Source organism: Haloarchaeobius ordinarius, from assembly GCF_051801355.1.
GTDB lineage: Archaea > Halobacteriota > Halobacteria > Halobacteriales > Natrialbaceae > Haloarchaeobius.
Genome location: NZ_CP196560.1, coordinates 2,763,548 through 2,784,250, shown reverse-complemented (window position 1 = coordinate 2,784,250; position 20,703 = coordinate 2,763,548). Strand labels below are relative to the sequence as shown.

Genomic DNA, 20,703 nt, shown 5'->3' with positions numbered 1-20,703 from the left:
TAGGCAGGTCGTGCACGGAACAGACAGGAATCGATGGAGAAGGCGCTGTGGTACCTGCTGGTGGGCACGCGCGGCGGCACGAACCGCGTCCGCATCATCCGGGCGCTCTCGGAGCGGCCGCGAAACGCCAACCAGCTCTCAGAGCACCTCGAGGTGGACTACAACACGATTCGACACCACCTCGATATGCTGCTCGACCACAACGTCGTGGAGAAAGGCGGCGACGACTACGGCGCGCTGTACTTCCTCACGGACCAGTTCGAACACCACCGTGACGACTTCGAGGAGATAATCCAACACATGGAGTAACTATGGCAATGGGACAGACACTCGCAATCGCGAGCGTGTTCGCGGGCATCAACGTGGTACTACTGGCAGTGCTGACGGCGGTCTGGGTCAAGAACTACCGGACGTTCAAGACCTCGCTAACGCTCGGCCTCATCGCGTTCGCCGTCGTACTGCTGCTGGAGAACGCCACCGCGTTGTACTTCTTCTTCAGCATGCAGATGTTCTACGGAAAATCGGCCGCCGTCCAGCAATCGGTTGCGGTCCTGCGCGGCCTGCAGTTCCTCGCGCTGGTGTTCCTGACCTGGGTCACGCTGAAGTAGCGTGTGCGGTCAGGCTCTCCGTGGCCCCCGCCGCGACTCCTCTGCCGCCGCCTCTGCTTCCTGCTCGTCGTCGTCGGCCGTCGGGTCGTACTGCCCGATGATTATCGGGACGTTCCCGCCGTACCAGATGACCTGCAGCGGTTCGTCGAAGCTGACGCCGTTCTTGGTGGTGTACTTGTCGCCGACGACCACGTCGCCGTTTCGCTTCTTCCAGTCCTCGGTCACCCGCTCGCCGAAGCTGATGTACGAGACCTTCACGTCGCTGAAGGCGTCACCGGCCTCGTGGGTCACCGTCACCTTCCCGTCGTCGCGCCAGCGGTACGAGAACCCGACGTTGGGTGCGGCCGAGGTATCGATGTCGGTCAGGTCCGTTGCGAGGCCCAGGAACGGGCCAACGACGAGGGACCACAGCGACTCCGTCTCCGTCCCGAAGGTGACGGCCACGGCGGACTGGGTGCTCGTGACGGACTTGTTCCATGCGCCGACGAGCGGGGCGGGGAGGTTCGCGTCGTCTCGGGACATGCGGTCGAACAGTGCCTCCACGGCGGTGAGGCCGGCCGCCACGTCGTTGGGCGTGTCGTAGAGGAACAGCGCCTCGACGTTCGTCCCGCCACCGTTGACGTCGAAGGAGAACCCGGCCGCGCGAGCGCCACGGAACACGTCGCGGACGCCAGCGTCCATCGACGGGAACATGTCCTCGACTGCCTTGTCGTCGAACTCGACGACGAAGAGGCCCGTCGGGGGGACCTCCCGCGAGTTGATCCGGTCGACCAGCGCCTTCGCGCTGGAACTCGCGTCGAGGCGTCGGGTCGCCTTCCCACTGCCAGCGTCTATCATCGTCGTCACGGCGTCGACTGCCGGAACGGCAGGGGAACCGACCCCGTAGACGATGGCGTTTCCGGCGACGGCCGTCGCGACGTCGATGCCGCCCATCACGTCCGCCCGATAGATGTCGTATCCGGCGTGTTCCCCGGTGCTCCGGAGGCCCTTCCGGACCAGGTCGGTCGCCACTGCGCCCGAGTCTACGGACCCGCGGGCCATCAGCGTCCCACCGGCCTGCATCTTCGCGCCGGTCTTCACGTAGCCGACCGCGAGGAGTTCGTCGACCGAGCCGACCGCCTCCACCGAGTCCCCTATCTTCTCTTCGGTATCAGACGGGACGCGTGTCGTACGCAGTGCGGAGCCGTCGAGTTGCAGGAAGAAAGAGAGGTTCCCCTCTAGTAACTCGCCGTGGTCGTACACGAAGTTGGTCGTCGGTCCGGACACGTTCGGGCTGCCGCCGCCACCGAAGGCGAACCCTTCGAGACAGCCGGCCAGCGAGAGCACCGCCGCGATGCCACCCCCTCGTAGCACGGTACGTCTACTGACACTCATGGGAGACAAGAGGGCCCGAGAGTAGAAATACTGACGACTCACCCGGTAGAAACCTCAATACTCGGCAGGTACGAACCTGTCAGGAGAGGGTTGGGAGGAGCCCGAAGAACGCCGCGAATCCGAGGCCCCCACACAGCAGGAACGCACCGGCGAACACGGGCTTGCTCCAGCGGAGCACCTTCCGTCCGTCGAGTGGCCCGTACGGAATCATGTTGAAGCCAGCGAGGAAGGCGTTGATGAACACGCCGAAAGTACCGACCCGCCCGAGCAGGCCGTCGAACACGAGGAGCGGGAAGAACGCCAGGACGAGCGCGACGTTCGTGAGCGGGCCGGCGAGCGCGATGAGGCCGCTCTCGCGCTTGCTCGTCTGCGGGTGGTACACCGCGCCGGGAGCCGCGAACAGGAAGCCGACCATGGCGCTGAACACGGCGAGTACGAGCATGTTGTAGTCCGCGCGGAACTCGGCCGGGTAGCCGAAGTGCATCGCCGTGAACTTGTGTGCGAGTTCGTGTAGCAGGAAGCCGATACCGGCGGTGATGCCCGCGAAGACGAGCACGCTCGCTGCCTGTCCGATGCTCCCGCTGAGGATGACCTCGCGCTGGATGAGCAGTGCGAACGCGACCGACAGCGCGACCCACGCGATACCGAGGTCTTTCAACTCGCCGTCGGCGAACCTGAATCGAACGCTCATAGTAGCCCCGTGATGATGTCGACGCTGTTCTGGGCACCACGCAGCAGGAGGTCCATGAGCTGTTCGACGTTCTCGATTTTGCCCTGGGCCAGCCAGGGTAACACCGCGACCGGGAACAGGACGCTGGCGATGGTGCTCCCGATGTTGGTCGCTGCGACGACCATGATGAGCCGGAACAGCGGCACCTCGAACATCCGGCGGACCACGTCGAGCAGCGGGCTCTCCTCGTCGGAGAGGATCTGGTTGAGCGTGTTGATGTCGCCGACGTTGACCGGGTCGTGTCGCAGTTCCATGTAGCCCGCGAACCAGCCGGGTGCGAGCAGCGGGTTGAGGCTCGTGAGCCACGCGATGGCCCCACCGACGGCCGCCGAGGACCAGCGTGCTCCCACCAGTTTCGCCAACGTGAACGCGATGACGCCGTTGAACAGGAACCACGCGGCGAACAGCCGTAGTAGAAAGAGGTTGCCGACGCCGGCCATCACGAGCAGGAAGAAGAACGCGACGTAGCCGAGGGCGAGCGCGTAGGCGAACGCCTTCAGAAACGAGAACCGTCGTGACCTGTCCGTGCCCGAAATCGACTCCAGTGAGGGGAGTTCTCCGGGGTTCGACAGGTAGTTCTCGATACCGGCGCGGTGACCCGCACCGACGACGGCGACGACCGAGTAGCCCTGTTCGCGCAGCGCCAGCAACTTGTGGGCGATGTAGGCGTCCCGCTCGTCGATGAGGGCCTGTGCGCCGCCCGGCGAGAACTGGCGGAACTCCTCCATCATCGCCGTCACCACGTCCGCGTCGGTCATGCGCTCGATGTCGAACTCCTCGTAGTCCTCCTCGGGCGCGGCGTCGTAGCCGAGCGCGAGCATGACGATGCCGAGGATGCCACCGAGGCCGACGCCTGCGACGACACCGCCGACGAGGCCACCCACGAGGGACAGGCCGAGGCCGGTCCCGAGGATGCTCCCGACGAACGGGTTCAACACCCCCGAGGCGGCGACCGCTCCTCCGACGGCGACCGCGCCGCCGGCACCGAGTGCGATGGCCTGGTCGTCGGTCATGCTCCGCAGGCCGAACTCCCAGAGGAAGTAGCCCGCGACGAGGCCGACGAGTCCCCCACCGGCGATGCCTTGCATCGTCGTCGCCTCGACGCCGAACAGCGGCCCCGAGGCGAGGCCGAACAGCGGCCCGAGGAAGAACCCGGCCATGAGGCCGATGGTGACGCCGACGACGAGCGCGTCGGCGACGCCGAAGATGAGACCGGCCATCATCTGGACCTTCTCCTTCGTCGACATCCGCCGCCAGAAGCGCTGGATGGTCACCTGGATGTCGCGGTCGACGAGTGCGACGCCGAGTCCGTGGTCCTCGGCGGCCTCGATGGCCGCGAGCATGTCCGCACCCGGCTGGATGTCGAACTCCTCGCCCAGGCGAGTCTGGACGTACGAGAGCATCCAGTACGCGATGAACTGGAACACCGTATTGCCCTGCAGCAGGTCGCGGGGTTCGATGTCGTCGGGGGTTTCGCCGCGAAGCTGGCTGTACCGGCCTTCGTCGAGTTCGACCGCGACGACGTCCGGTTGCTCGGCCGCGATGGTGTCACGTACGTCCTCGACGGACTTCTCCGAGACGTGGGCCGTCCCGAGCACGTGGACTGACCCGTCGCCGTCACCCGGCGGTCCCAGGGGGTCGGGTGCCGGCGGGTCGGCAGATTCGCTCATTGCACGTCGCTTCTTTCTCACACCGTAAACGGTTGTCGGAGGAAAGTCGATAACAGTACCGGGCCGGTGTGGGTTCGCCTCAGCGGTCCGGGGTGGCCCGCAGACAGCATATCTGTGGGCGGTTCGTGACGTTCCAGCGGCCGGCCGCGTGGTCGGCGTACTCGGGGGCCGGTTCGGGCTCTGTCAGCACGTCGAGGTGGAAGCCCGCACTGGTGAGTGCCGTCACGATGTCGCCGAGGGGCCGATGGTAGGACGTGACGGTCCCGGCGTCCCAGCCGAGTTCGACCGGTGTGTGGTCGTAGTACGTCTCGACCTCGTCGGCGTCCAGATAGAACTGCATCGGGTGGACCATCGTGACGACGAGCGTCCCGTCGGTGGCGAGCACGCGCTCGAACTCGGCGAAGACCGGCTCGAGGTCCGCGACGTGGTCGAGCACGAGGTGGCTCACGATCAGGTCGAACGTGTCGCCCGGTGCGAACTCTAGCGGTTCGGTGAGGTCGGCCTGTCGGAACGTCGCCCGGTCAGGTCGGGACGCTCCCGTCGTCTCACCGAAACGTTCCCGGGCGACCCTGACGGCCTCCTGGCTGGCGTCGACGCCGACGACGGTCGCGCCGCGGTCGAGGAACCACTCGACGTGGTCGCCGACGCCGCACCCCGCGTCGAGGACGTGAGCGTCGTCGAGGTCTGGGAAGAGGTCGACCGTCGCTGGCCATGCGTACTGCGCCTGCAGCGGGTTGTCGCCCCACGGACTTCGCCAGGAATCCTCGGGGCGGGACTCTGCCAGTGCCGCGTGTCTGTCGTAGCTCTCCTGCGTCTCGGTAGCCGTCCGTTCGGAATCGGTTCGCTCGCCCGAACCCGGTAGGCTATTCCGCCTCGGCCGGGAAGACCGCTGTATGCCGAGTCTGATGGACACCTACATCGAGAACCGCTCCATCGTCAACCCGAACGACGCGAACATCCTCGGGTCGGCTCACGGGGGGAACGTGATGAAGTGGATGGACGAGGTCGGTGCGATGTCCGCGATGCGCTTTGCCGGTGAGACCTGCGTCACCGCCCGGATGGACCAGACGAACTTCCGGCGACCCATCCCGCAGGGCGACGCTGCACTCATCCGGGCCTACGTCTACGACGCGGGGACGACCAGCGTGAAGGTCCGCGTCCGGGTGTACCGGGAGGACCTTCGGTCGAACGAGACGCAACTGACGACGGAGTCGTACATGGTGTTCGTCGCCATCGACGACCAGCGCCAGCCCGTCGAGGTCCCCGAATTGACCATCGAGACCGACCGCGGCCACGAACTGTACGACGCGGCCGTAAACGGGAAGGAAGACTGAGAGCGGCCAGCTAGCGTATCGACACTTCTCCGGCCTGTATCGCCGTCTGGCAGTTCGGCTGGTCACGGACCGTGGGAAACGGTCGCGGTTCGTCCGGCTCTGCGGGTAGGTCGCGTAGCTGGCGACGCATCCACAGTGTATCCCGCCACGCACCGTCCTTGTAACCGACGTTCTCGTACACACCGACCGGTTCGAACCGCATCGATTCGTGGAACGCGACGCTCGCGTCGTTGGGCAGGACGATGCCAGCGTAGCAGTTGACGTAGTTCTGCACTGCGAGGACGGCGAACAGCGACTCGTACAACCCGCGGGCAACGCCACGGCGGCGGTGGTCCTCGGCCACGTACACCGAGGACTCGGCCGACCAGCGGTAGCCGCCTCGACCACGGTGGGCGTGGCCGTAGGCGTAGCCCGCGACGGCCCCGTCCCGTTCGCAGACGAGCCAGGGGAACTGCGTCTGTGTGTCGGTGATTCGCTCTGCGATGGCCTCGCGCGACGGTACCTCGGTCTCGAACGAGACGGCCGTCTCGGCGACGAACGGGGCGTAGATGTCGTGAATCGCCGCGGCATCGTCACGGGTCGCGGGACGGATGGAAACCACAGGTCGGCTGACGGGTGCGACCCTACAAAACGACTGCGGCGGGCGCCGACTCGAAGGAGAGTCGACCGTCCCTCACCGGGTCGCCGTCAGTGCCCGTCGCCGTTGGGACCGGTCGGCGGGTCGGCGGGGGGTTCGGACACCACCCGTCGCCCGTGGGCGTACCGGCCGTAGAGCAGCAACGCGCCGACGCCGAGGACGCCCATCACGAGGAACGCGACGGCGACTCCGAGGTGACCTCGCAGGCCGACACCGGTCGCGACGAGGAGCGCGGCCAGACCGGTCAGCCAGAGCGTCGTGTAGACGGTCAGCTGGCTCTGGAGCGACGGTCGTCGACTCGCGGACACGGGAGGGTGGACGGACCGGAGACACATAAACAGATTTTCAGGAAACCGAGATGACAGGGGCCTGCCACGGTGACGGTGGCGCGCTCACCGGAGTTCGATGGACCTGTCCGCCGGGTCCAGTTCCGCGACTCCGCCGATCGGGATGGGACAGGTCGGGTAGGTGTGGCCGAACTCGCAGTCCAGCACGATGGGGGCGTCGGGGTTGTACCGCGGAATCACGGTCTCGAACGCCTCGCGCTGTTGCTCGCGGTACTCCACGCGCTCGTGGGTGGGATGGTCGCCCGCCGGGGTGTGGTTCCGGGCACACGCTCGCCCGACGAGGAAGCCGTCGAACACCTCCAGGTACCCGGCCTCGCCGGCCGCCTGCAACCAGCCGGTGACGAGACCGGGGTCCGGAATCTCCTCGCTCGTCTCGAGCGCGAGGATGGTCCCCTCAAGGGCCGCTGGCGAGGGGAGCCACTCGTCGTGGACGAACCACTGGTCGACGACTTCGAAACAGCCCCCCCAGATGCGGCCCTCGACAGCCTCCTCGCCGCCGACCCAGGTCCGGCCGTCTGCGGGTTCGATGTCGCGATGGTACTGCAGCGAGCGCGGGTCGGTCCAGTCACCGGGCTGGTCGGTGAAACAGTCGGACTCGCCCCAGTCACCGATGTGCTCGTCGAACAGGGCTCGTTCGAGGTACTCGACGGTGTACTCGAACATCTCGCCGTCCATGGCGTACTCCAGCAGCGTCGACCCGCCGTAGTACGAGACGATTCCGTGGTTCCAGAGGGTCAGTGCGAGGTTCGTGTTGTCCGAGTAACCGTAGAACCGGGTCGGGTTCTCGCGCAGGACCGAGGGGTCGAGGTGCTTCAGGACACGGAGCTGGTCGTTCCCGCCGATGTTCGCGATGACGGCAGAGATTTCGGGGTCGGAGAAGGCGTCCATCACGTCCTGTGCGCGAGCTTCGGGGTTCTCCAGCAGCCATTCCGGGTCCGCGGTCGCGGTGGGATACTCGACCGGCTCGAGGTCGAACACCTCGCGCATGCGTTCGAGACCGAGTTCGTAGACGTGCGAGAACTCCTCGGGGACGTTCGACGCCGGCGCGACGACGGCGACCGAATCGCCGCGTTCGACCGGCGGTGGCGTGACGAAGTCGGGCATTAGAGTCACTGACTCGTGTCGAGCACTTAATGAATCGGGACGTGTGCCAGTGTTCGACACACGAGAGAGGGTCACCGGGTGGCGGTGGCCGATTCGTCAGCCGAGGTCGGCGCGCTCGAACCGCCAGTACCCCAGCGCGAGCGGGACGACGGCCCAGAACGCGAGGATGAGGAGCGCCATCCAGGGGTCGAGGAACCAGGCGTCGGGACGGCTCGCGCCCTCGATTCCCTTCCCCGTCGCTGGATTCACCGCGAACACGTAATCGAGCGCGGTCAGGTACGCGGCGGTCGGGCTCAGGGTCGCGATGAACTGCAGGGTCGTCTGGGCCACGTCGATGCCGAGTTTGTCGGCGACGAACTGGACGATGGTCTCGGGCGTGATGGGAAAGAAGTTCCAGAAGACGTTCAGGACGAACCAGGAGCCGATGGCGGCACCCATCGCGCGAGACCGCGACCCGGTCGCCGCCGAGATGCCGACCGCGATGCTCACGTACACCAGCGTGAACACGATGGTCATCGCGACGAACCCGGCGTAAACGCCGAGGTCGACGGTCTCGAAGTAGTAGAACCCGAGAGCGAGGCCGATGCCGAACGCGACGAGAATCGCCGCGGTGACGACAGCCGAGCGCGCGATGAGTTTGCCGAGCACCACGTCGAGCCGGCTGTTCGGATACGAGAGCAGGAACTTGAGGCTCCCCGACTCGCGTTCGCCGGCGACCGACAGGTAGGCCGCGACGAGCGCGACCAGCGGGATGATGAGCACGGCGATGCCGGCCATTCCGAACAGCTGGTCGGTCAGGGACTGACCCTGCGAGCCGGAACCCGTCCCGTAGAAGTAAAACACCGTGAACAGGGTGTACAGGAGGCCGACGCCCCAGATGAGTTTGGCGCGGCGAACGTCCAGGAAGTCCTTCTCGACGACGCCCTGGAGGCTCATGCTGGCACCTCCCTCTCCTCGGCAGGGTTCCCGCGGTCTCCGGGACTTCCGTCGCGGCCTCCGCCGGTGTACTGGTTGAACAGTTCCTCCAGGGAAGTCTCGGTAGCGACCACGTCGACGATGGTGGTCGCGTCGTCCACCGTCCTGATGACACGCATCTTCGCCTCGCCCGAGTTGCAATACGCGCTGACTTCACCCTCGGTCAACTGGACGCTCGTGACACCCTGCAACCGTTCGAGACGGCCGCGGAGGTCGTCGGGGACGGCCTCGACGGTGAGTTCGACCTCGCCAGCGTCGCCCGATTGCGAGCGAAGGTTGTCGATGGTATCGACGGTGGCGAGTTCGCCCTCGGCCATGATGCCGACGCGGTCACACACCGCCTCGACCTCCGAGAGGATGTGACTGGAGAAGAAGACGGTCGTCCCGTTCGCGGCTTCCTCCCGAAGGATTTCCCGCATGTGCTGGATGCCGTTCGGGTCCAGCCCGGAGGAGGGCTCGTCGAGGATGACCAGTTGCGGGTCGCCCACGAGGGCCATCCCGAGGGCGAGGCGCTGTTTCATCCCCTTGGAGAAGCCGCCGGCTTTCCGGTCTTTCGCGTCGTCGAGGCCGACGCGGTGGAGGACGTCGTCGGGGTCGTCGGCCGCGTGTTTCATCTTGACACAGAGGTTCAGGTGCTCTCTGGCGGTGAGTCGGTCGTACAGTTCGAGACCCTCGGCGAGGACGCCGACGCGCTGGCGTATCTCGTCGGTCTCTGTCTGTGCGTCGTAGCCGAGGACTCGCGCCGACCCGGAGGTCGGTCGGTGGAAGTCAAGCAGCATGTTGATGGTCGTCGACTTCCCCGCGCCGTTGGGGCCGAGGAAGCCGAATATCTCCCCTTCCTCCACGCGGAGGTCGAGGGAGTCGACGGCGACGACGTCGTCACCGAAGCGTTTGGTCAGGGCGGTCGTTTCGATGGCGGGCATGTGCAATTCGACCGTCATTTTGGAGAGTGATAAAATGGGTGTGATAGTTTCTGGCGTGGAAAATTGCCACGGGTGACTGAATCGACCCCCTGAGAGCCCAGGCTCCTGGTGCGCTGGCGCGGTCACTGCCTCGTTCAGGCCCCTGCTTTTGCCGATGCCTCCCCAACGTCAGGGTATGACTATCTGGGTGCTCGGCGACCAGCTCACCACCGAGGTCGGCCCGCTCGCGGACGCCGACCCGGACGACGACCGCGTGCTCGTGATAGAAGCGCACGACTTCGCCCGTCGGCTGCCCTACCACGCACAGAAGCTTACGCTGGTATTCAGCGCGATGCGGCACTTCCGGGACCGGCTTCTCGATGCCGGATACGCGGTCGACTACAGACAGGCGGAGACGTTCGAGACGGGCCTCCGCGAGCACTTCGAGGCACGTCCAGACGACGAACTGGTCGTGATGGAGCCACCGAGTCACGGTGCGGCTGACCGGCTCCGTGACCTCGCCAGGGAGACTGGCGGCGACCTCACCGTGGTCGAGAACGACCTGTTCCTGTGTTCGGCCGACCGGTTCGATTCGTGGGCAGGCGACCGCGAGGCGTTCAGACACGAGGACTTCTACCGGTTCATGCGCCGCGAAACCGGGTACCTGATGGACGGCGACGACCCCGAAGGCGGCGAGTGGAACTACGACGAGCAGAACCGCGAGTTCCCCAGACCGGAGGTCGAGTTCCCCGACCCGCCAGGCTTCGAACCGGACGAGACGACCCGCGAGGTGCAGGCGTGGGTCGCCGAAACGTTCGAGACGTGGGGTGACGGGGAGGGGTTCGCCTGGCCGGTGACGCGCGAACAGGCACTCGCTGCCCGGGACGACTTCGTGGCGAACCGGTTGCCAGCGTTCGGTCCGTACCAGGACGCGATGCTCCAGCGGTCGTGGTCGCTGAACCACGCGCTGCTCGCGCCCGCACTGAACCTCGGCTTGCTCACGCCCCGGGAACTGGTCGACCCAGCGATTCGGGCGTACGAGGACGGGGACGCCCCGCTCCCGAGCGTCGAGGGGTTCGTCCGGCAGGTCATCGGCTGGCGCGAGTTCGTCCGGCACGTGTACCGCCGGGCCATGCCCGACCTCGCGGACGCGAACCAGCTCGGCCACGACCACGACCTGCCGGAGGCGTACTACACCGGTGACACCGACATGCGCTGTCTCTCCGAGTGCATCGGGCACGTCTGGGACCACGCCTACGCCCACCACATCGAGCGCCTGATGGTGCTCTCGAACTTCGCGACGCTCTTTGGAGTACGTCCGCAGGAACTCAATCGCTGGTTCCACTTCGGGTTCGCCGACGCCTACCACTGGGTGACGACGCCGAACGTGGTCGGGATGGGTAGTTTCGCCAGCGACGTCCTCTCGACCAAACCGTACGTCTCCTCGGCGAACTACGTCGAGAAGCTGTCCGACTTCTGTACCGACTGCCCGTACGACCAGGACGCCACCACCGGCGAGGGGTCGTGCCCGTTTAACTCGCTCTACTGGGACTTTCTCGACCGCCACGAGGACAGGCTCCGGTCGAACCACCGCATGGGCCTGCTGTACTCCCACGTCGACCGCAAGTCCGAGGCGGAACTCGATGCCATCCGCGAGCGGGCCGCGGCGGTCCGGACGATGGGTGCAGACGGGAGCCTCTGAGCGGCCGACCGCGAGGTCGGCAGCATCGAGTCGCGCATCCTTATCCTCGCCCGGGTCGTATCAGCCGGTATGGGATTATCCGTCGAGACGCCGGCCCCGCCGGAACTGGAGTTCGTCGACCCGAACGAGTACGATGACGCCTCTATCGCCGCCGACGCGGACTATCGCCGGGAGGAGTTAGAGACGTTCCTCCACGAGGGGGCGTGGGAGCGCGCCTGGAACGAGTGGGCCGAACACACCGACCTGACCGAGGCGGAGTTCGACATCGCGGCCGACCTCGACCTGTTCGCGAAGTTCGACTTCTTCTGGGACGACTTCGCGGACCGGGTCGGGTATCACGCGCCCGGCATCCCGGAGGACTGGAAAGAGCGCCAGTACCACCCGGACCTCCAGTCGTGGGGCGCCGTCTCGTCCATCAACGCTTCGCTGACCGAACTGGGACAGGTGGTGTGTGACGTGCTCAAGAACGAGTACATCGACTGGGAGGCAGAGTACGAGCCGCCGGAGGACCTCCCGGACTTCTGAGACTGCGCCGAAAAACCGAGTCGAAATCGAGGGGTGCGACCCGACTGGAGTCGCGAAACAGGTTCTCGTCGCTGTTCGCCGCTCGTTACTCTCGCGAGACGGCGACGTTTCGGAGTTCGCCATCACAGAGCGGGTGGTTGCAGGAGCCGCTCGGGGACTCGACACGCGAGCCACAGCGCACGCATTCGTACTCAGTCCGGGTCGGTGTGTAGGGGTCGGTTCGTACCATCGTAGACGATTGTCACCATTTCACACCATTAAGGGTTATCCTGTAACAAGGGTATACTGTTTGGACGTGACCTAGGTCATTAAACGCATACTATCTGGAAAAGTGGACGAACGGTCACTACTGGCGCGGGTCGCGTTCGGGCTCAGTCGAGAACCCCGACGAGCAGGAACGTCTCTGGTCGTTCGCTGGCCGTCTCGACGGTGAACCCAGCCGTTTCGTGGTGTTCGACGGCGTCGGCGAGCGTGAACCGCTCTTCGGTCGACGGCCCCGATTCGCCCTCCCCCGCGCCCGACCAGTCGACGGTCACGAGTCGCCCATCCGGACCGAGGACGCGGGCGAGTTCGGCCAGGGAAGCGTCGTCAGCGTACTCGTGGTACGTCATAGTCGAGAACGCGGCGTCGAGTTCGCCGTCGGCGAACGGCAGGTCACCGATGCTCGCGGTCACGAGTTCGACGTTCGCTGGCAGCCCTTTCTCGCGGTAGATGTCGTGCATCTCGCTCTGGACGTCGACAGCGTAGGTCTTGCCCGTGAACGGGGCCACGTCGTCCGTGTAGAACCCCGTCCCGCTCCCGAGGTCGGCGACGGTCTCCTCGCCTGTCAGGGCGAGCGCAGCGACGAGTTCCTCACGAGAGCAGTAGCGATACCGCGATTCGTCTTCCAGCTTGTCGGCACGGTCCACCGGGAACGTGTGGAATCCCATGGCCAGACTTCACGGGGCGGTGGAAAGAACCTCCCGGTCACGGTTCCAGTTCGAGGAGTCAGGTCGACCGGTTCCAGTCCCCCCACCACCCTCGCAAGTGAAGCTGACAGAACAGGTCGCGACCCAGTGGTCAGGTTCCGACGGTTCTTTCTCGCCGGCAGCCCATCGTCGTCTATGACCGAACACGCCTTCCTCACCGACGGCCGAGTGTCGCTCCGGCCGCTCGAAGTCGACGACCTGCCGGCGCTCCGCGCGGGGTGGAACGACCCCGACGTCTGGCGGATGCTGGACACCGTCGAACCACAGGCTGCGGGCCCGTTCGAGGCCATGGTCGAGCGCTGGCACGACGACGACCGGCACGTCCCGTTCGCTATCGATTCGGACGGGCTGGCCGGCCTCTTGCAGGTCAAGCGCATCCACTGGCAGTCCCGAATCTGTACGTTCTCGTACTTCGTGCTCCCCGAGGAGGGCGGCAACGGGTACGCCACGGCCGCGGTCGACCTCGGCCTGGAATACGCCTTCGACTCGCTCGGGTTGCACCGCGTGCAGGCGAAGACCGTCGCGACCAACGAGGGGTCCCGGTGCGTACTGGAGAAGACCGGGTTCACCCACGAAGGGACGGCCCGCAAACAGGCGTTCGTCGACGGGACCTACCACGACCTGCTGAGCTGGGGAGTGCTCGAAGAGGAGTGGCGCGAACGACTAGAGTAGGGTCGCAGCGAGTTACCGCAGTTCCGGTGCGACCTCGCTCCCGAGGCGCTGGATGCACTCTTTCATCGTCTCCGTGCCGATGCCGGGGTGGTAGGTGCGGAAGATGACGTGCACGTCGTCGCCCAGCGCGTCACGGTACTTTTCGAGGTGCTCAGTGACCTGTTCCGGGGTGCCGAAGATGGCCTGCTTCTTCAGTTCTTCCTTGCGTTCCTCGGGGAGTTCCTCGACCGTCTCGCCCGAGAATAGTTCGGCGTACCGGCGCTGGATGTAGAAGTAGCCGGGCTTCATTTCGTTCCACGCCTCTTCTTTCGAATCGGCGACGAACCCGTGCTTGATGATGTACACCTCGAAGTCGCCGTCGATGTCCTCTTTCTCGCGGACGGTCCGGATGTCCTCGACGCGCTTCTTCAGGCCGCCGATGGAGAGTTTGGAGGGTGCACACCACGCGTCGGCCTCCCGGGCCGCACGCCGGACCGCCGGTTTGGCCGCGCCGCCGAGCATGATGGGGACGTGGTTTCCGACCGGTTTCGGCGTGACGCTCACCGAGGGGTCGATGTCGTGGAACTCGGCGTCGTAGTCGAGCGGCCCCTCGGACCACGCGGCTCGCAGGAGCTTCACCTGGTCGGCCAGGCGGTCGGCGCGCTCCTCGATTGGCACCCCGAACGCCTCGAACTCGCTCGGGTTCGAACCGATGGCGAGACCGAGTGTGAGCCGGTCGTGTGAGACGTGGTCGACGGTCGCGGCGTCTTCGGCGAGGCGGACCCCGTCGTACAGCGGCGCGAGGGCGATACAGGTCCCCAGTTCGACGTTCTCGGTCTGTGCCGCGAGCGCCGACAGCGAGGGCATCGTCCCCGGGAGGTACTCGTCTTCGGTGAAGTGGTGTTCCGAGACCCACATGCTGTCGAGGCCGGCCTCGTCGATGGTCCGGCCGAGTTCGAGCATCTCGTCGTAGATCTCGGTCGTCGTCCGGTCGTCGTCCGGTCGGCGCTGGCAGGTGAACAGTCCCGTGCCGAGTTTCATGGTCGTAATTGTTGCCGGGAGTAGTGAAAGTCGTTCCCCAATCGGCATGGAGGCGTACATTTCGATGCCGCGGTCGCACGACCCCACACCACGACTTCACATCCCGGAAACCGGTACACGGGAACTACTTCACGTCCCCCAGCCTACAGGTGGGCATGAACGATTTCGAGCGACGGGCCCGTGCCTGTCAAGAGCGGCTCGAATTGGTCGACGCGGACGCCGCGGTCCTGTTCCCCAGCCCGAACCTGTACTACGCCAGCGGGTTCCACGAGGAGCCCGCGGAGCGTCACCTGTTCCTGTTCGTGCCCGAGACAGGCGACCCGGTGTTTCTCGTCCCGAAACTGTACGCTTCCCAGATACGCGACGAGTCGTGGGTGTCGAACGTGCGGACGTGGGCCGACGGGGACGACCCCGTCGGGTCGGTCGAGACCATCGCGGCCGACCTCGACCTGCTGGGCGGGCACCTGCTCGTCGACGATACGATGTGGGCCACATTCACGCAGGACCTCGAAACGGCGCTCCCCGATGCCACGTTCGGCCTCGCCAGCGAGGTGTTCGACGACCTCCGCCTGCGCAAGGACCAGACGGAACTCGACGCGCTCCGCCGGGCGGCCGAGGTGGCCGACCAGGCCAGCGAGGAGATACGGAAACTCGGCGGTGGCGCCATCGGGCTGACCGAGCACGAACTCGCCGAAGAGATAGAGTCGACGCTCGCGGGGGTGGGCGGCGACGGCCTCGCGTTCGACGTCATCGTCGGCTCGGGCCCGAACGGCGCCAAACCCCACCACGACCACGGCGACCGCGAGATTCAGCGTGGCGACCCCGTCGTCCTCGACTTCGGGGCGTTCGTCGACCACTATCCGGGCGACCAGACCCGGACCGTGGTCTTCGCGGGGGACCCACCGGAGGGCTTCGAGGAGGTCCACGGGACCGTCCTCGACGCGCTGGAGGCCGGTGTCGCGGCTGTCGAACCGGGTGTCGAAGCGCAGGCGGTGGACCGGGCTGCTCGCCAGGTCATCGAAGACGCGGGCTACGGCGACGAGTTCATCCACCGGACCGGCCACGGTGTCGGCCTCGACGTGCACGAACCGCCGTACATCGTCAAGGGCAACGACGACACACTCGAACCAGGGATGGTGTTCTCGGTCGAACCGGGCATCTACCTCGACGGCCGGTTCGGCGTGCGCATCGAGGACCTCGTCGTCGTCACCGAGAGTGGCTGCGAGCGACTGAACCAGTCACCGCGGACGTGGGAAGCGCTCTGAGCCAGAACCGAACCGCCGAGAGCCGTTTTTCGAACTGGGCCCATCTCGCCCCGACCACCTTAGTTGGCAGTATGAATATGAAAGTATGGGAAACGTTGGCAACATATTCTTGAGGGTTCACACCAGTTACACCTTCATGGCTGGAAGAGCGGGGACGAACGACGGCGGGGGGTTCCAGGGAACCAGACTCACACTCGACCTGTGGCATCCGAACTGCTGGGCGTGTGAATCGACCGAGGAAGTCGCAGGCGGAGTCATCGCACACGCCATCTACGACGGGCCCGATGGAGTCGTCGACCAGACGGTTCGAGGCCTGTTCACGGCGTACGGCCAGACGACCACCGAGGTCGAGGGCCTGCTCTCGAAGATCCAGGATTCCCGACTCACGGGAGAGGTCCACGAACTCCAGGAACGGTTCGACTACGCCGGCCAGTCGTCGACACCGGGAAACGTCGCCCGTGAGTTCTTCCTCGACTACCACCCCGGCGACATGGTCTGTCCGACCCTGCTCTCACACGGGTTCGTCCACAACGCCCCCTGTCGCATCGAAGGCGGGCGAGAGTACTGGCAGGTCGTGTTCTCCGGCACGCGCGAACAGGTCGAACCCCACCTCGACGCGGTCCGCGACGAGGCGGGCGCGGACATCGAGGTGGCGAGTATCACCTCGTTCGACACGCCGCTGAACGAGAAGCGCTGGCGGATGGACTCCCTGACCGACACCCAGCGCGAAGTGTTCGAACACGCCCGCGAACGGGGCTACTACCAGTGGCCGCGTGGGGTCTCGACCCGCGAACTCGCGGCGGAACTCGACGTGTCGAAGACGACACTGTTAGAACACCTGCGGAAGGCCGAATCGAAACTGCTCGACCCCGAGTCGAACTGAGTAGCTCTGTCGAACCATTCCGTCGCTGATCGTTTGGTACGGACGTGCTGAATACAGGGCGGGAATCGGGTCCCGACTGCTGGCCGGATGAGGAGCTGTCGATTCGGGAGACTTCGTGGATAAATCGAACGAGGTCGCCGTTCTGTGGTGTGGGAATACCCCAGACTGTTTTGCGTTGGCCACACGGCATGAGAAGTGTGTACCGAAGAGGAGTACTCCAGACGTTGAGCGTCGGGGCAGCTACCCTCGGAAGCGGCTGTTTGAAGCTGCTCGACTCTCGGCGTCCGTCGTATCTCGGAGACGTCGTCGTCAGGAACTGGGACGGTGTCGCCCACGAGTTCGGGCTCACCATCGAACAGGACGGCTCGGTCGTCCACGAGACAGGTATCGAACTGGAGGGGACGCGGGGGCTGGAACTGGAGGCACTCGCCTGTGAGTGGTCCGGACGTGGCCCGTTCGTGGTGACGTGCACGCTCGATGGGGGCAAGACGGAGACGGTTCGAGTAGACGACGCCGTCACGCAGGGAGCAGGAGCGTATGCAAACCTCACATTCACAGTCAGCGAATCGGGAGCCCTCGACTGGTCGGGTTTTTTCGACGACGGCGGTCTCAGATGTCGCCGCTCAGAGTGATGCTACCGACGTCGTCACTGTCTACAACCCGGTGCTGACTGCATCCTCTATGTCGGTCACACCCTTTCCGAGAGGCGTTTCAGGGGTCCCTATCGGTGGTGATTCGACGCAGCACGTCGGCAGTTGCTGTCCCCGAGAGACGGCTGTATTTCGCCGAGTCGTATCGCATACCGGGCACGAATGGAGCCATCACGTGCGCTATCCGGGAGAGACGCTCCCCGGACGGGTGAGAGGACGACGGCGGATAGTCCTCGGTGCAGGGGTATACCCAGCAGGGACGAAGACTTTATGCCCGTGATTTCATCTTCGCTGGTATGCAGCAGTCTCGGCGCGCGTTCGTGACGGCCCTGGCCGGGATTGGGGGTGGCTGTCTCGGTTCTCGAGACTCTTCTCCACCCACAACAGCCCCCGACGCAGACGGAGACGGGGTTCCCGATGACGTCGACGACTATCCGACGGATGACCGCAGGGCGTACGAGGACTTTCGCGCGGCGGGTACTCCGACGCTTCGTCCCGGGCAGTTCTCGGCTATCGCACTCACGAACTCGCCACAGGCCAGCGGCGATGTCTTGCACTACGACATCGCCGTGCAAGGTGACGCGAAGATCGACTGCCTCGTCTTCGAACGAGAGGCGTACGATGCCTACGTGGAAGGTGCCCGCGACGTATCCGTCGTCTCCAGATACAGTCGAATAGGGGTTACCGAGACGACCCTCACGGACACGCTCGATGAGGGGGAGTACATCTTTTCACTCGATTACACCAGTCTACTCACCGAACCGGGAGAGCAAAGCGTCACCGTCAGGCGCGTGCTCACACTCGCTGACCAGCCCCGTTGATGGAGCGGGCTGGTGCACCCCATCGACGAGACCTTCCCGTGTTTCCCGCTGGAGTAATCGGACCCGGTCGTCACAGGGACCCGTCCTGTTCAGCACGCCACAGCTATCGAATCCGTAGGGGCCAGACAGACGCGACCGATTCCGTGCTCCCCTACCCCGTCAGGACGGCACGCAACGCGAACAGTGCGTTCGACTTGCGTTCGCGCACCCGGCGGTAGAAGTACTGGAACCACTTGCCGCCGTACGGGACGTACTGCCAGACCTCGACGTCCTCGCTTGCGAGTTCGAACTGCGCGCTCTCGCGTACACCCATCAGCATCTGAATCTCGTACGGCGTCCCGTACTCGGTGTAGAGGTCGCGTGCGTAGGATATCATCGCGGGGTCGTGGCTGCCGACGGCCACGCCGTCGTCGAACTCCTGGAACATGTACTCCAGAAGGTCGCGGTACTGCTGGTCGACGCGGGCCTTGTCCCTGTACGCGACAGACTTCGGCTCGTCGTAGGCACCCTTCACGAGCCGGACCTTTCCTGGTACTTCCGCCAGCCGTTCGAGGTCCTCGGGGGTGCGCTTGAGGTTCGCCTGCACGCAGACGCCGACGTTCCCGCCGGTCGCGTGTCCCAGCTCCTCCACCGCGTCGAGCGTCGCGTCGGTGGTCGTGTGGTCCTCCATGTCGACCCAGACGAACACGTCGTGTTCGTCGCCCGCGGCCGCGATGCGTTCGAGGTTCTCCGCGAACACGTCGTCGCCGAGGTCGAGGCCGATCTGTGACGGCTTCACCGAGACGCAGGCCGTCGCGGGGCTGTCGGCGATTGCCGCGACGAGTTCGAGGTACTCGTCGGCGTCTGCGTCCGCCGGTGGACGTTCTTCGTAGTGCTCGCCGAGCAGGTTCAGGATGGAGCCGACGCCACGTGTCGAGGTCTGTTCCGCACGTTCGATGGCGGCCGCGGGGGATTCGCCCGCGACGAAGTTCGATGCGATAGGCGGTATCATACCACGACACTCGGGGAACTACCCCCTAAATCACCACCCGACCATACGTTTCAGCACGATATTCTCGAACGAAAGCCAGTCCCGACCATGGTCGGGAGCCACCTTAACCACCGTCTCGTGGTACCGTGGTACAGTTCGTCATGCAACCAGATAGAAACCGTACGTTGTCGCGCAGAGATATATTGATGGGAACGAGCGTCTCGATAGCTGCACTCAGTGCCGGCTGTTTCGAGAGCGGTGGGGACGCTGAGAACACCGACGACGACTCCGGCGGGAACGGGGGCGGGGGCGGCGGTGGCGGTGACGGCGGAGACGGCAACAGTGGCGGGGACGGTGGCGACGGTGGGATGAGCACGTACACCATCGGGATGGTGGACTCACTCACCGGCTCGCTGGCACCCTACGGCAAGCGCAACAAGCGCGGAAAGGAACTGGCACTCTCGAAGATCAACGCTGCGGGCGTCGGCCCCAACGGCGAGGGGACACTCGAGATATCGGTCGAGGACGACGAGAGTACGAACCAGGCGGGGGTGAACGCCGCCTCGAAGCTCGTCGACCAGGACGGCGTCCCGCTGCTCATCGGCTCCGTCGGCAGTGGCGTCTCCATCGCCATCTACGACAGCGTCGTGAAGGGCAACGACGTGGTCCAGATCAGCCAGAACTCGACCAGTCCAGAACTCACCACCCGCGCGGGCCTCAACCGGATGAGCCCCAGTGGCGCGGCCAAGGGGAAGGCGCTCGCGCAGTTCGTCGCCGACGAGGGCCACGACTCGGTCGCGGTCACGTGGATCAACAACGACTACGGCCAGGGGCTCCAGGGCGTCTTCGCCGAGGAGTTCTCCGGAGACGTCGCGTACAACGAACCGCACGACCAGGGCCAGTCCTCCTACAGCAGCCTGCTGACGGAGATGGCGGGGTCGGGGGCCAGCGCGTGGCTGTTCCTGACCTACGCGAACGAGTTCACGGTCATGGCCAACAACGCGTTCGACCAGGGCTACAACGAGCAGGTCGACTTCTTCGGCGCGGAGTCCACTGTCGCCGACGAGATTCTCGCGAACACGCCCGAAGGGAGCATCGACGGGATGAAGGGCATCACCGAGAGCGCCCCCTCGGACCAGGATAACTACAAGAACTTCGTCTCCGAGTTCGAGAGCGAGTTCGACGCGAGTCCGACCGTCTGGTCCGCGTACGCGTACGACGCCGTGACGGTCGCGGCGCTCGCGGTCACCGCCGCAGACGAGTTCTCCGGCTCGGCCATCGAGTCGGTCGTCCGGGACGTGACCCGTCCCGACGGCGAGGAGGTGTTCACCTACGAAGAGGCCGCCGCCATCCTGCAAGACGGCGGCAGCCCGAGCGACATCAACTACCAGGGTGTCAGTGGGCCAGTCGACCTCGACGAGAACGGCGACCCGCCGGGCTTCTACCAGGTCTACAGCGTCGCGAACCACGAGTACGACTACGGCGACTACATCACCAGCTAAGATGGACCGGGACACGGCTTCGTGGTCGACGACAGGGACACGGG

Annotated in this window: 24 protein-coding genes; 11 read left to right on the top strand and 13 right to left on the bottom strand. The window is 65.4% G+C overall.

Annotation, left to right across the window (positions count from 1 at the left end):
- The first annotated feature begins 33 nt into the window (after window positions 1–33).
- On the top strand, window positions 34–309 hold the full coding sequence (locus tag ACSC1R_RS14575) for a winged helix-turn-helix domain-containing protein (protein ID WP_439026452.1): 276 nt from the start codon (window positions 34–36) through the stop codon (window positions 307–309).
- Between the two features lie 2 nt (window positions 310–311).
- A complete protein-coding gene (locus ACSC1R_RS14570) occupies window positions 312–608 on the top strand; it encodes a hypothetical protein (protein WP_439026451.1) in 297 nt (98 codons plus the stop codon).
- A 9-nt stretch (window positions 609–617) separates the two neighbouring features.
- On the opposite strand, the gene ACSC1R_RS14565 is transcribed toward ACSC1R_RS14570, so the two are convergent.
- The 4 genes from ACSC1R_RS14565 to ACSC1R_RS14550 all read right to left on the bottom strand — a co-directional run bounded on the left by ACSC1R_RS14565 (window position 618) and on the right by ACSC1R_RS14550 (window position 5,295).
- Complete coding sequence (locus ACSC1R_RS14565) at window positions 618–1,982, bottom strand: hypothetical protein (RefSeq protein WP_439026450.1); 1,365 nt, start codon at window positions 1,980–1,982, stop codon at window positions 618–620.
- A 79-nt stretch (window positions 1,983–2,061) separates the two neighbouring features.
- Window positions 2,062–2,673 (bottom strand): metalloprotease, encoded by a 612-nt coding sequence (locus ACSC1R_RS14560; protein ID WP_439026449.1) that lies wholly within the window; start codon window positions 2,671–2,673, stop codon window positions 2,062–2,064.
- Window positions 2,670–4,382 (bottom strand): TraB/GumN family protein, encoded by a 1,713-nt coding sequence (locus ACSC1R_RS14555; RefSeq protein WP_439026448.1) that lies wholly within the window; start codon window positions 4,380–4,382, stop codon window positions 2,670–2,672. The genes ACSC1R_RS14560 and ACSC1R_RS14555 overlap by 4 nt, the downstream gene beginning before the upstream one ends.
- A 79-nt stretch (window positions 4,383–4,461) precedes the next feature.
- On the bottom strand, window positions 4,462–5,295 hold the full coding sequence (locus ACSC1R_RS14550) for a class I SAM-dependent methyltransferase (protein ID WP_439026447.1): 834 nt from the start codon (window positions 5,293–5,295) through the stop codon (window positions 4,462–4,464).
- Here ACSC1R_RS14550 and ACSC1R_RS14545 point away from each other — a divergent pair.
- A complete protein-coding gene (locus ACSC1R_RS14545; protein WP_439026446.1) occupies window positions 5,276–5,716 on the top strand; it encodes an acyl-CoA thioesterase in 441 nt (146 codons plus the stop codon). The genes ACSC1R_RS14550 and ACSC1R_RS14545 overlap by 20 nt on opposite strands.
- A 10-nt stretch (window positions 5,717–5,726) precedes the next feature.
- On the opposite strand, the gene ACSC1R_RS14540 is transcribed toward ACSC1R_RS14545, so the two are convergent.
- From ACSC1R_RS14540 to ACSC1R_RS14520, 5 genes are all read right to left on the bottom strand, one after another.
- Window positions 5,727–6,317 carry a GNAT family N-acetyltransferase gene (locus ACSC1R_RS14540; RefSeq protein ID WP_439026445.1) on the bottom strand — a complete coding sequence of 197 codons (591 nt, stop codon included), beginning with the start codon at window positions 6,315–6,317 and terminating at the stop codon, window positions 5,727–5,729.
- A gap of 86 nt (window positions 6,318–6,403) precedes the next feature.
- Entirely contained in the window at window positions 6,404–6,661 is a 258-nt protein-coding gene (locus ACSC1R_RS14535) for a hypothetical protein (RefSeq protein WP_439026444.1), read from the bottom strand.
- Between the two features lie 84 nt (window positions 6,662–6,745).
- Window positions 6,746–7,804, bottom strand: a complete 1,059-nt coding sequence (locus ACSC1R_RS14530; RefSeq protein ID WP_439026443.1) for a S66 family peptidase — start codon at window positions 7,802–7,804, stop codon at window positions 6,746–6,748.
- A gap of 96 nt (window positions 7,805–7,900) precedes the next feature.
- Window positions 7,901–8,740 carry an ABC transporter permease gene (locus ACSC1R_RS14525; RefSeq protein ID WP_439026442.1) on the bottom strand — a complete coding sequence of 280 codons (840 nt, stop codon included), beginning with the start codon at window positions 8,738–8,740 and terminating at the stop codon, window positions 7,901–7,903.
- On the bottom strand, window positions 8,737–9,702 hold the full coding sequence (locus ACSC1R_RS14520; protein WP_439028728.1) for an ABC transporter ATP-binding protein: 966 nt from the start codon (window positions 9,700–9,702) through the stop codon (window positions 8,737–8,739). The genes ACSC1R_RS14525 and ACSC1R_RS14520 overlap by 4 nt, the downstream gene beginning before the upstream one ends.
- 175 nt (window positions 9,703–9,877) lie before the next feature.
- Between ACSC1R_RS14520 and ACSC1R_RS14515 the strand changes: the two genes are divergently transcribed.
- Together ACSC1R_RS14515 and ACSC1R_RS14510 are read left to right on the top strand one after the other, a co-directional pair.
- Entirely contained in the window at window positions 9,878–11,383 is a 1,506-nt protein-coding gene (locus ACSC1R_RS14515; protein WP_439026441.1) for a cryptochrome/photolyase family protein, read from the top strand.
- A gap of 69 nt (window positions 11,384–11,452) precedes the next feature.
- Window positions 11,453–11,908 (top strand): hypothetical protein, encoded by a 456-nt coding sequence (locus ACSC1R_RS14510; protein ID WP_439026440.1) that lies wholly within the window; start codon window positions 11,453–11,455, stop codon window positions 11,906–11,908.
- A gap of 85 nt (window positions 11,909–11,993) precedes the next feature.
- Here the strand turns inward: ACSC1R_RS14510 and ACSC1R_RS14505 are convergent, their stop codons facing one another.
- Both ACSC1R_RS14505 and ACSC1R_RS14500 read right to left on the bottom strand, forming a co-directional pair.
- On the bottom strand, window positions 11,994–12,137 hold the full coding sequence (locus tag ACSC1R_RS14505) for a rubrerythrin-like domain-containing protein (protein ID WP_439026439.1): 144 nt from the start codon (window positions 12,135–12,137) through the stop codon (window positions 11,994–11,996).
- Window positions 12,138–12,279: 142 nt separating this feature from the next.
- Window positions 12,280–12,837, bottom strand: a complete 558-nt coding sequence (locus ACSC1R_RS14500; protein ID WP_439026438.1) for a class I SAM-dependent methyltransferase — start codon at window positions 12,835–12,837, stop codon at window positions 12,280–12,282.
- Between the two features lie 174 nt (window positions 12,838–13,011).
- Here ACSC1R_RS14500 and ACSC1R_RS14495 point away from each other — a divergent pair, with 174 nt between their 5' ends.
- The gene (locus ACSC1R_RS14495) at window positions 13,012–13,548 is read left to right on the top strand and encodes a GNAT family N-acetyltransferase (RefSeq protein WP_439026437.1); all 537 of its coding nucleotides are present in this window, start codon (window positions 13,012–13,014) and stop codon (window positions 13,546–13,548) included.
- A gap of 12 nt (window positions 13,549–13,560) precedes the next feature.
- Here the strand turns inward: ACSC1R_RS14495 and ACSC1R_RS14490 are convergent, their stop codons facing one another.
- Entirely contained in the window at window positions 13,561–14,568 is a 1,008-nt protein-coding gene (locus tag ACSC1R_RS14490) for an LLM class flavin-dependent oxidoreductase (RefSeq protein ID WP_439026436.1), read from the bottom strand.
- 155 nt (window positions 14,569–14,723) lie between these two features.
- Between ACSC1R_RS14490 and ACSC1R_RS14485 the strand changes: the two genes are divergently transcribed.
- From ACSC1R_RS14485 to ACSC1R_RS14470, 4 genes are all read left to right on the top strand, one after another.
- Window positions 14,724–15,833 (top strand): M24 family metallopeptidase, encoded by a 1,110-nt coding sequence (locus ACSC1R_RS14485; protein WP_439026435.1) that lies wholly within the window; start codon window positions 14,724–14,726, stop codon window positions 15,831–15,833.
- Between the two features lie 136 nt (window positions 15,834–15,969).
- Window positions 15,970–16,716, top strand: coding sequence for a helix-turn-helix domain-containing protein (locus ACSC1R_RS14480; protein ID WP_439026434.1), 747 nt, complete (start codon window positions 15,970–15,972; stop codon window positions 16,714–16,716).
- Between the two features lie 197 nt (window positions 16,717–16,913).
- Window positions 16,914–17,348, top strand: coding sequence for a hypothetical protein (locus tag ACSC1R_RS14475; RefSeq protein ID WP_439026433.1), 435 nt, complete (start codon window positions 16,914–16,916; stop codon window positions 17,346–17,348).
- 314 nt (window positions 17,349–17,662) lie between these two features.
- A complete protein-coding gene (locus tag ACSC1R_RS14470; protein ID WP_439026432.1) occupies window positions 17,663–18,187 on the top strand; it encodes a hypothetical protein in 525 nt (174 codons plus the stop codon).
- 151 nt (window positions 18,188–18,338) lie between these two features.
- On the opposite strand, the gene ACSC1R_RS14465 is transcribed toward ACSC1R_RS14470, so the two are convergent.
- On the bottom strand, window positions 18,339–19,178 hold the full coding sequence (locus ACSC1R_RS14465; protein WP_439026431.1) for a proline dehydrogenase family protein: 840 nt from the start codon (window positions 19,176–19,178) through the stop codon (window positions 18,339–18,341).
- Between the two features lie 164 nt (window positions 19,179–19,342).
- Between ACSC1R_RS14465 and ACSC1R_RS14460 the strand changes: the two genes are divergently transcribed.
- Entirely contained in the window at window positions 19,343–20,659 is a 1,317-nt protein-coding gene (locus ACSC1R_RS14460; protein WP_439026430.1) for an ABC transporter substrate-binding protein, read from the top strand.
- Window positions 20,660–20,703 lie beyond the last annotated feature (44 nt).

Excerpts from the sequence above, each read along its gene's own strand:
- ACSC1R_RS14575 (WP_439026452.1), top strand. The coding sequence starts at position 34 with ATGGAGAAGGCGCTGTGGTACCTGCTGGTGGGCACGCGCGGCGGCACG.
- ACSC1R_RS14570 (WP_439026451.1), top strand. The coding sequence starts at position 312 with ATGGCAATGGGACAGACACTCGCAATCGCGAGCGTGTTCGCGGGCATC.
- ACSC1R_RS14565 (WP_439026450.1), bottom strand. The coding sequence starts at position 1,982 with ATGAGTGTCAGTAGACGTACCGTGCTACGAGGGGGTGGCATCGCGGCG.
- ACSC1R_RS14560 (WP_439026449.1), bottom strand. The coding sequence starts at position 2,673 with ATGAGCGTTCGATTCAGGTTCGCCGACGGCGAGTTGAAAGACCTCGGT.
- ACSC1R_RS14555 (WP_439026448.1), bottom strand. The coding sequence starts at position 4,382 with ATGAGCGAATCTGCCGACCCGCCGGCACCCGACCCCCTGGGACCGCCG.
- ACSC1R_RS14545 (WP_439026446.1), top strand. The coding sequence starts at position 5,276 with ATGCCGAGTCTGATGGACACCTACATCGAGAACCGCTCCATCGTCAAC.
- ACSC1R_RS14530 (WP_439026443.1), bottom strand. The coding sequence starts at position 7,804 with ATGCCCGACTTCGTCACGCCACCGCCGGTCGAACGCGGCGATTCGGTC.
- ACSC1R_RS14525 (WP_439026442.1), bottom strand. The coding sequence starts at position 8,740 with ATGAGCCTCCAGGGCGTCGTCGAGAAGGACTTCCTGGACGTTCGCCGC.
- ACSC1R_RS14520 (WP_439028728.1), bottom strand. The coding sequence starts at position 9,702 with ATGCCCGCCATCGAAACGACCGCCCTGACCAAACGCTTCGGTGACGAC.
- ACSC1R_RS14515 (WP_439026441.1), top strand. The coding sequence starts at position 9,878 with ATGACTATCTGGGTGCTCGGCGACCAGCTCACCACCGAGGTCGGCCCG.
- ACSC1R_RS14510 (WP_439026440.1), top strand. The coding sequence starts at position 11,453 with ATGGGATTATCCGTCGAGACGCCGGCCCCGCCGGAACTGGAGTTCGTC.
- ACSC1R_RS14505 (WP_439026439.1), bottom strand. The coding sequence starts at position 12,137 with ATGGTACGAACCGACCCCTACACACCGACCCGGACTGAGTACGAATGC.
- ACSC1R_RS14500 (WP_439026438.1), bottom strand. The coding sequence starts at position 12,837 with ATGGGATTCCACACGTTCCCGGTGGACCGTGCCGACAAGCTGGAAGAC.
- ACSC1R_RS14495 (WP_439026437.1), top strand. The coding sequence starts at position 13,012 with ATGACCGAACACGCCTTCCTCACCGACGGCCGAGTGTCGCTCCGGCCG.
- ACSC1R_RS14490 (WP_439026436.1), bottom strand. The coding sequence starts at position 14,568 with ATGAAACTCGGCACGGGACTGTTCACCTGCCAGCGCCGACCGGACGAC.
- ACSC1R_RS14485 (WP_439026435.1), top strand. The coding sequence starts at position 14,724 with ATGAACGATTTCGAGCGACGGGCCCGTGCCTGTCAAGAGCGGCTCGAA.
- ACSC1R_RS14480 (WP_439026434.1), top strand. The coding sequence starts at position 15,970 with ATGGCTGGAAGAGCGGGGACGAACGACGGCGGGGGGTTCCAGGGAACC.
- ACSC1R_RS14470 (WP_439026432.1), top strand. The coding sequence starts at position 17,663 with ATGCAGCAGTCTCGGCGCGCGTTCGTGACGGCCCTGGCCGGGATTGGG.
- ACSC1R_RS14465 (WP_439026431.1), bottom strand. The coding sequence starts at position 19,178 with ATGATACCGCCTATCGCATCGAACTTCGTCGCGGGCGAATCCCCCGCG.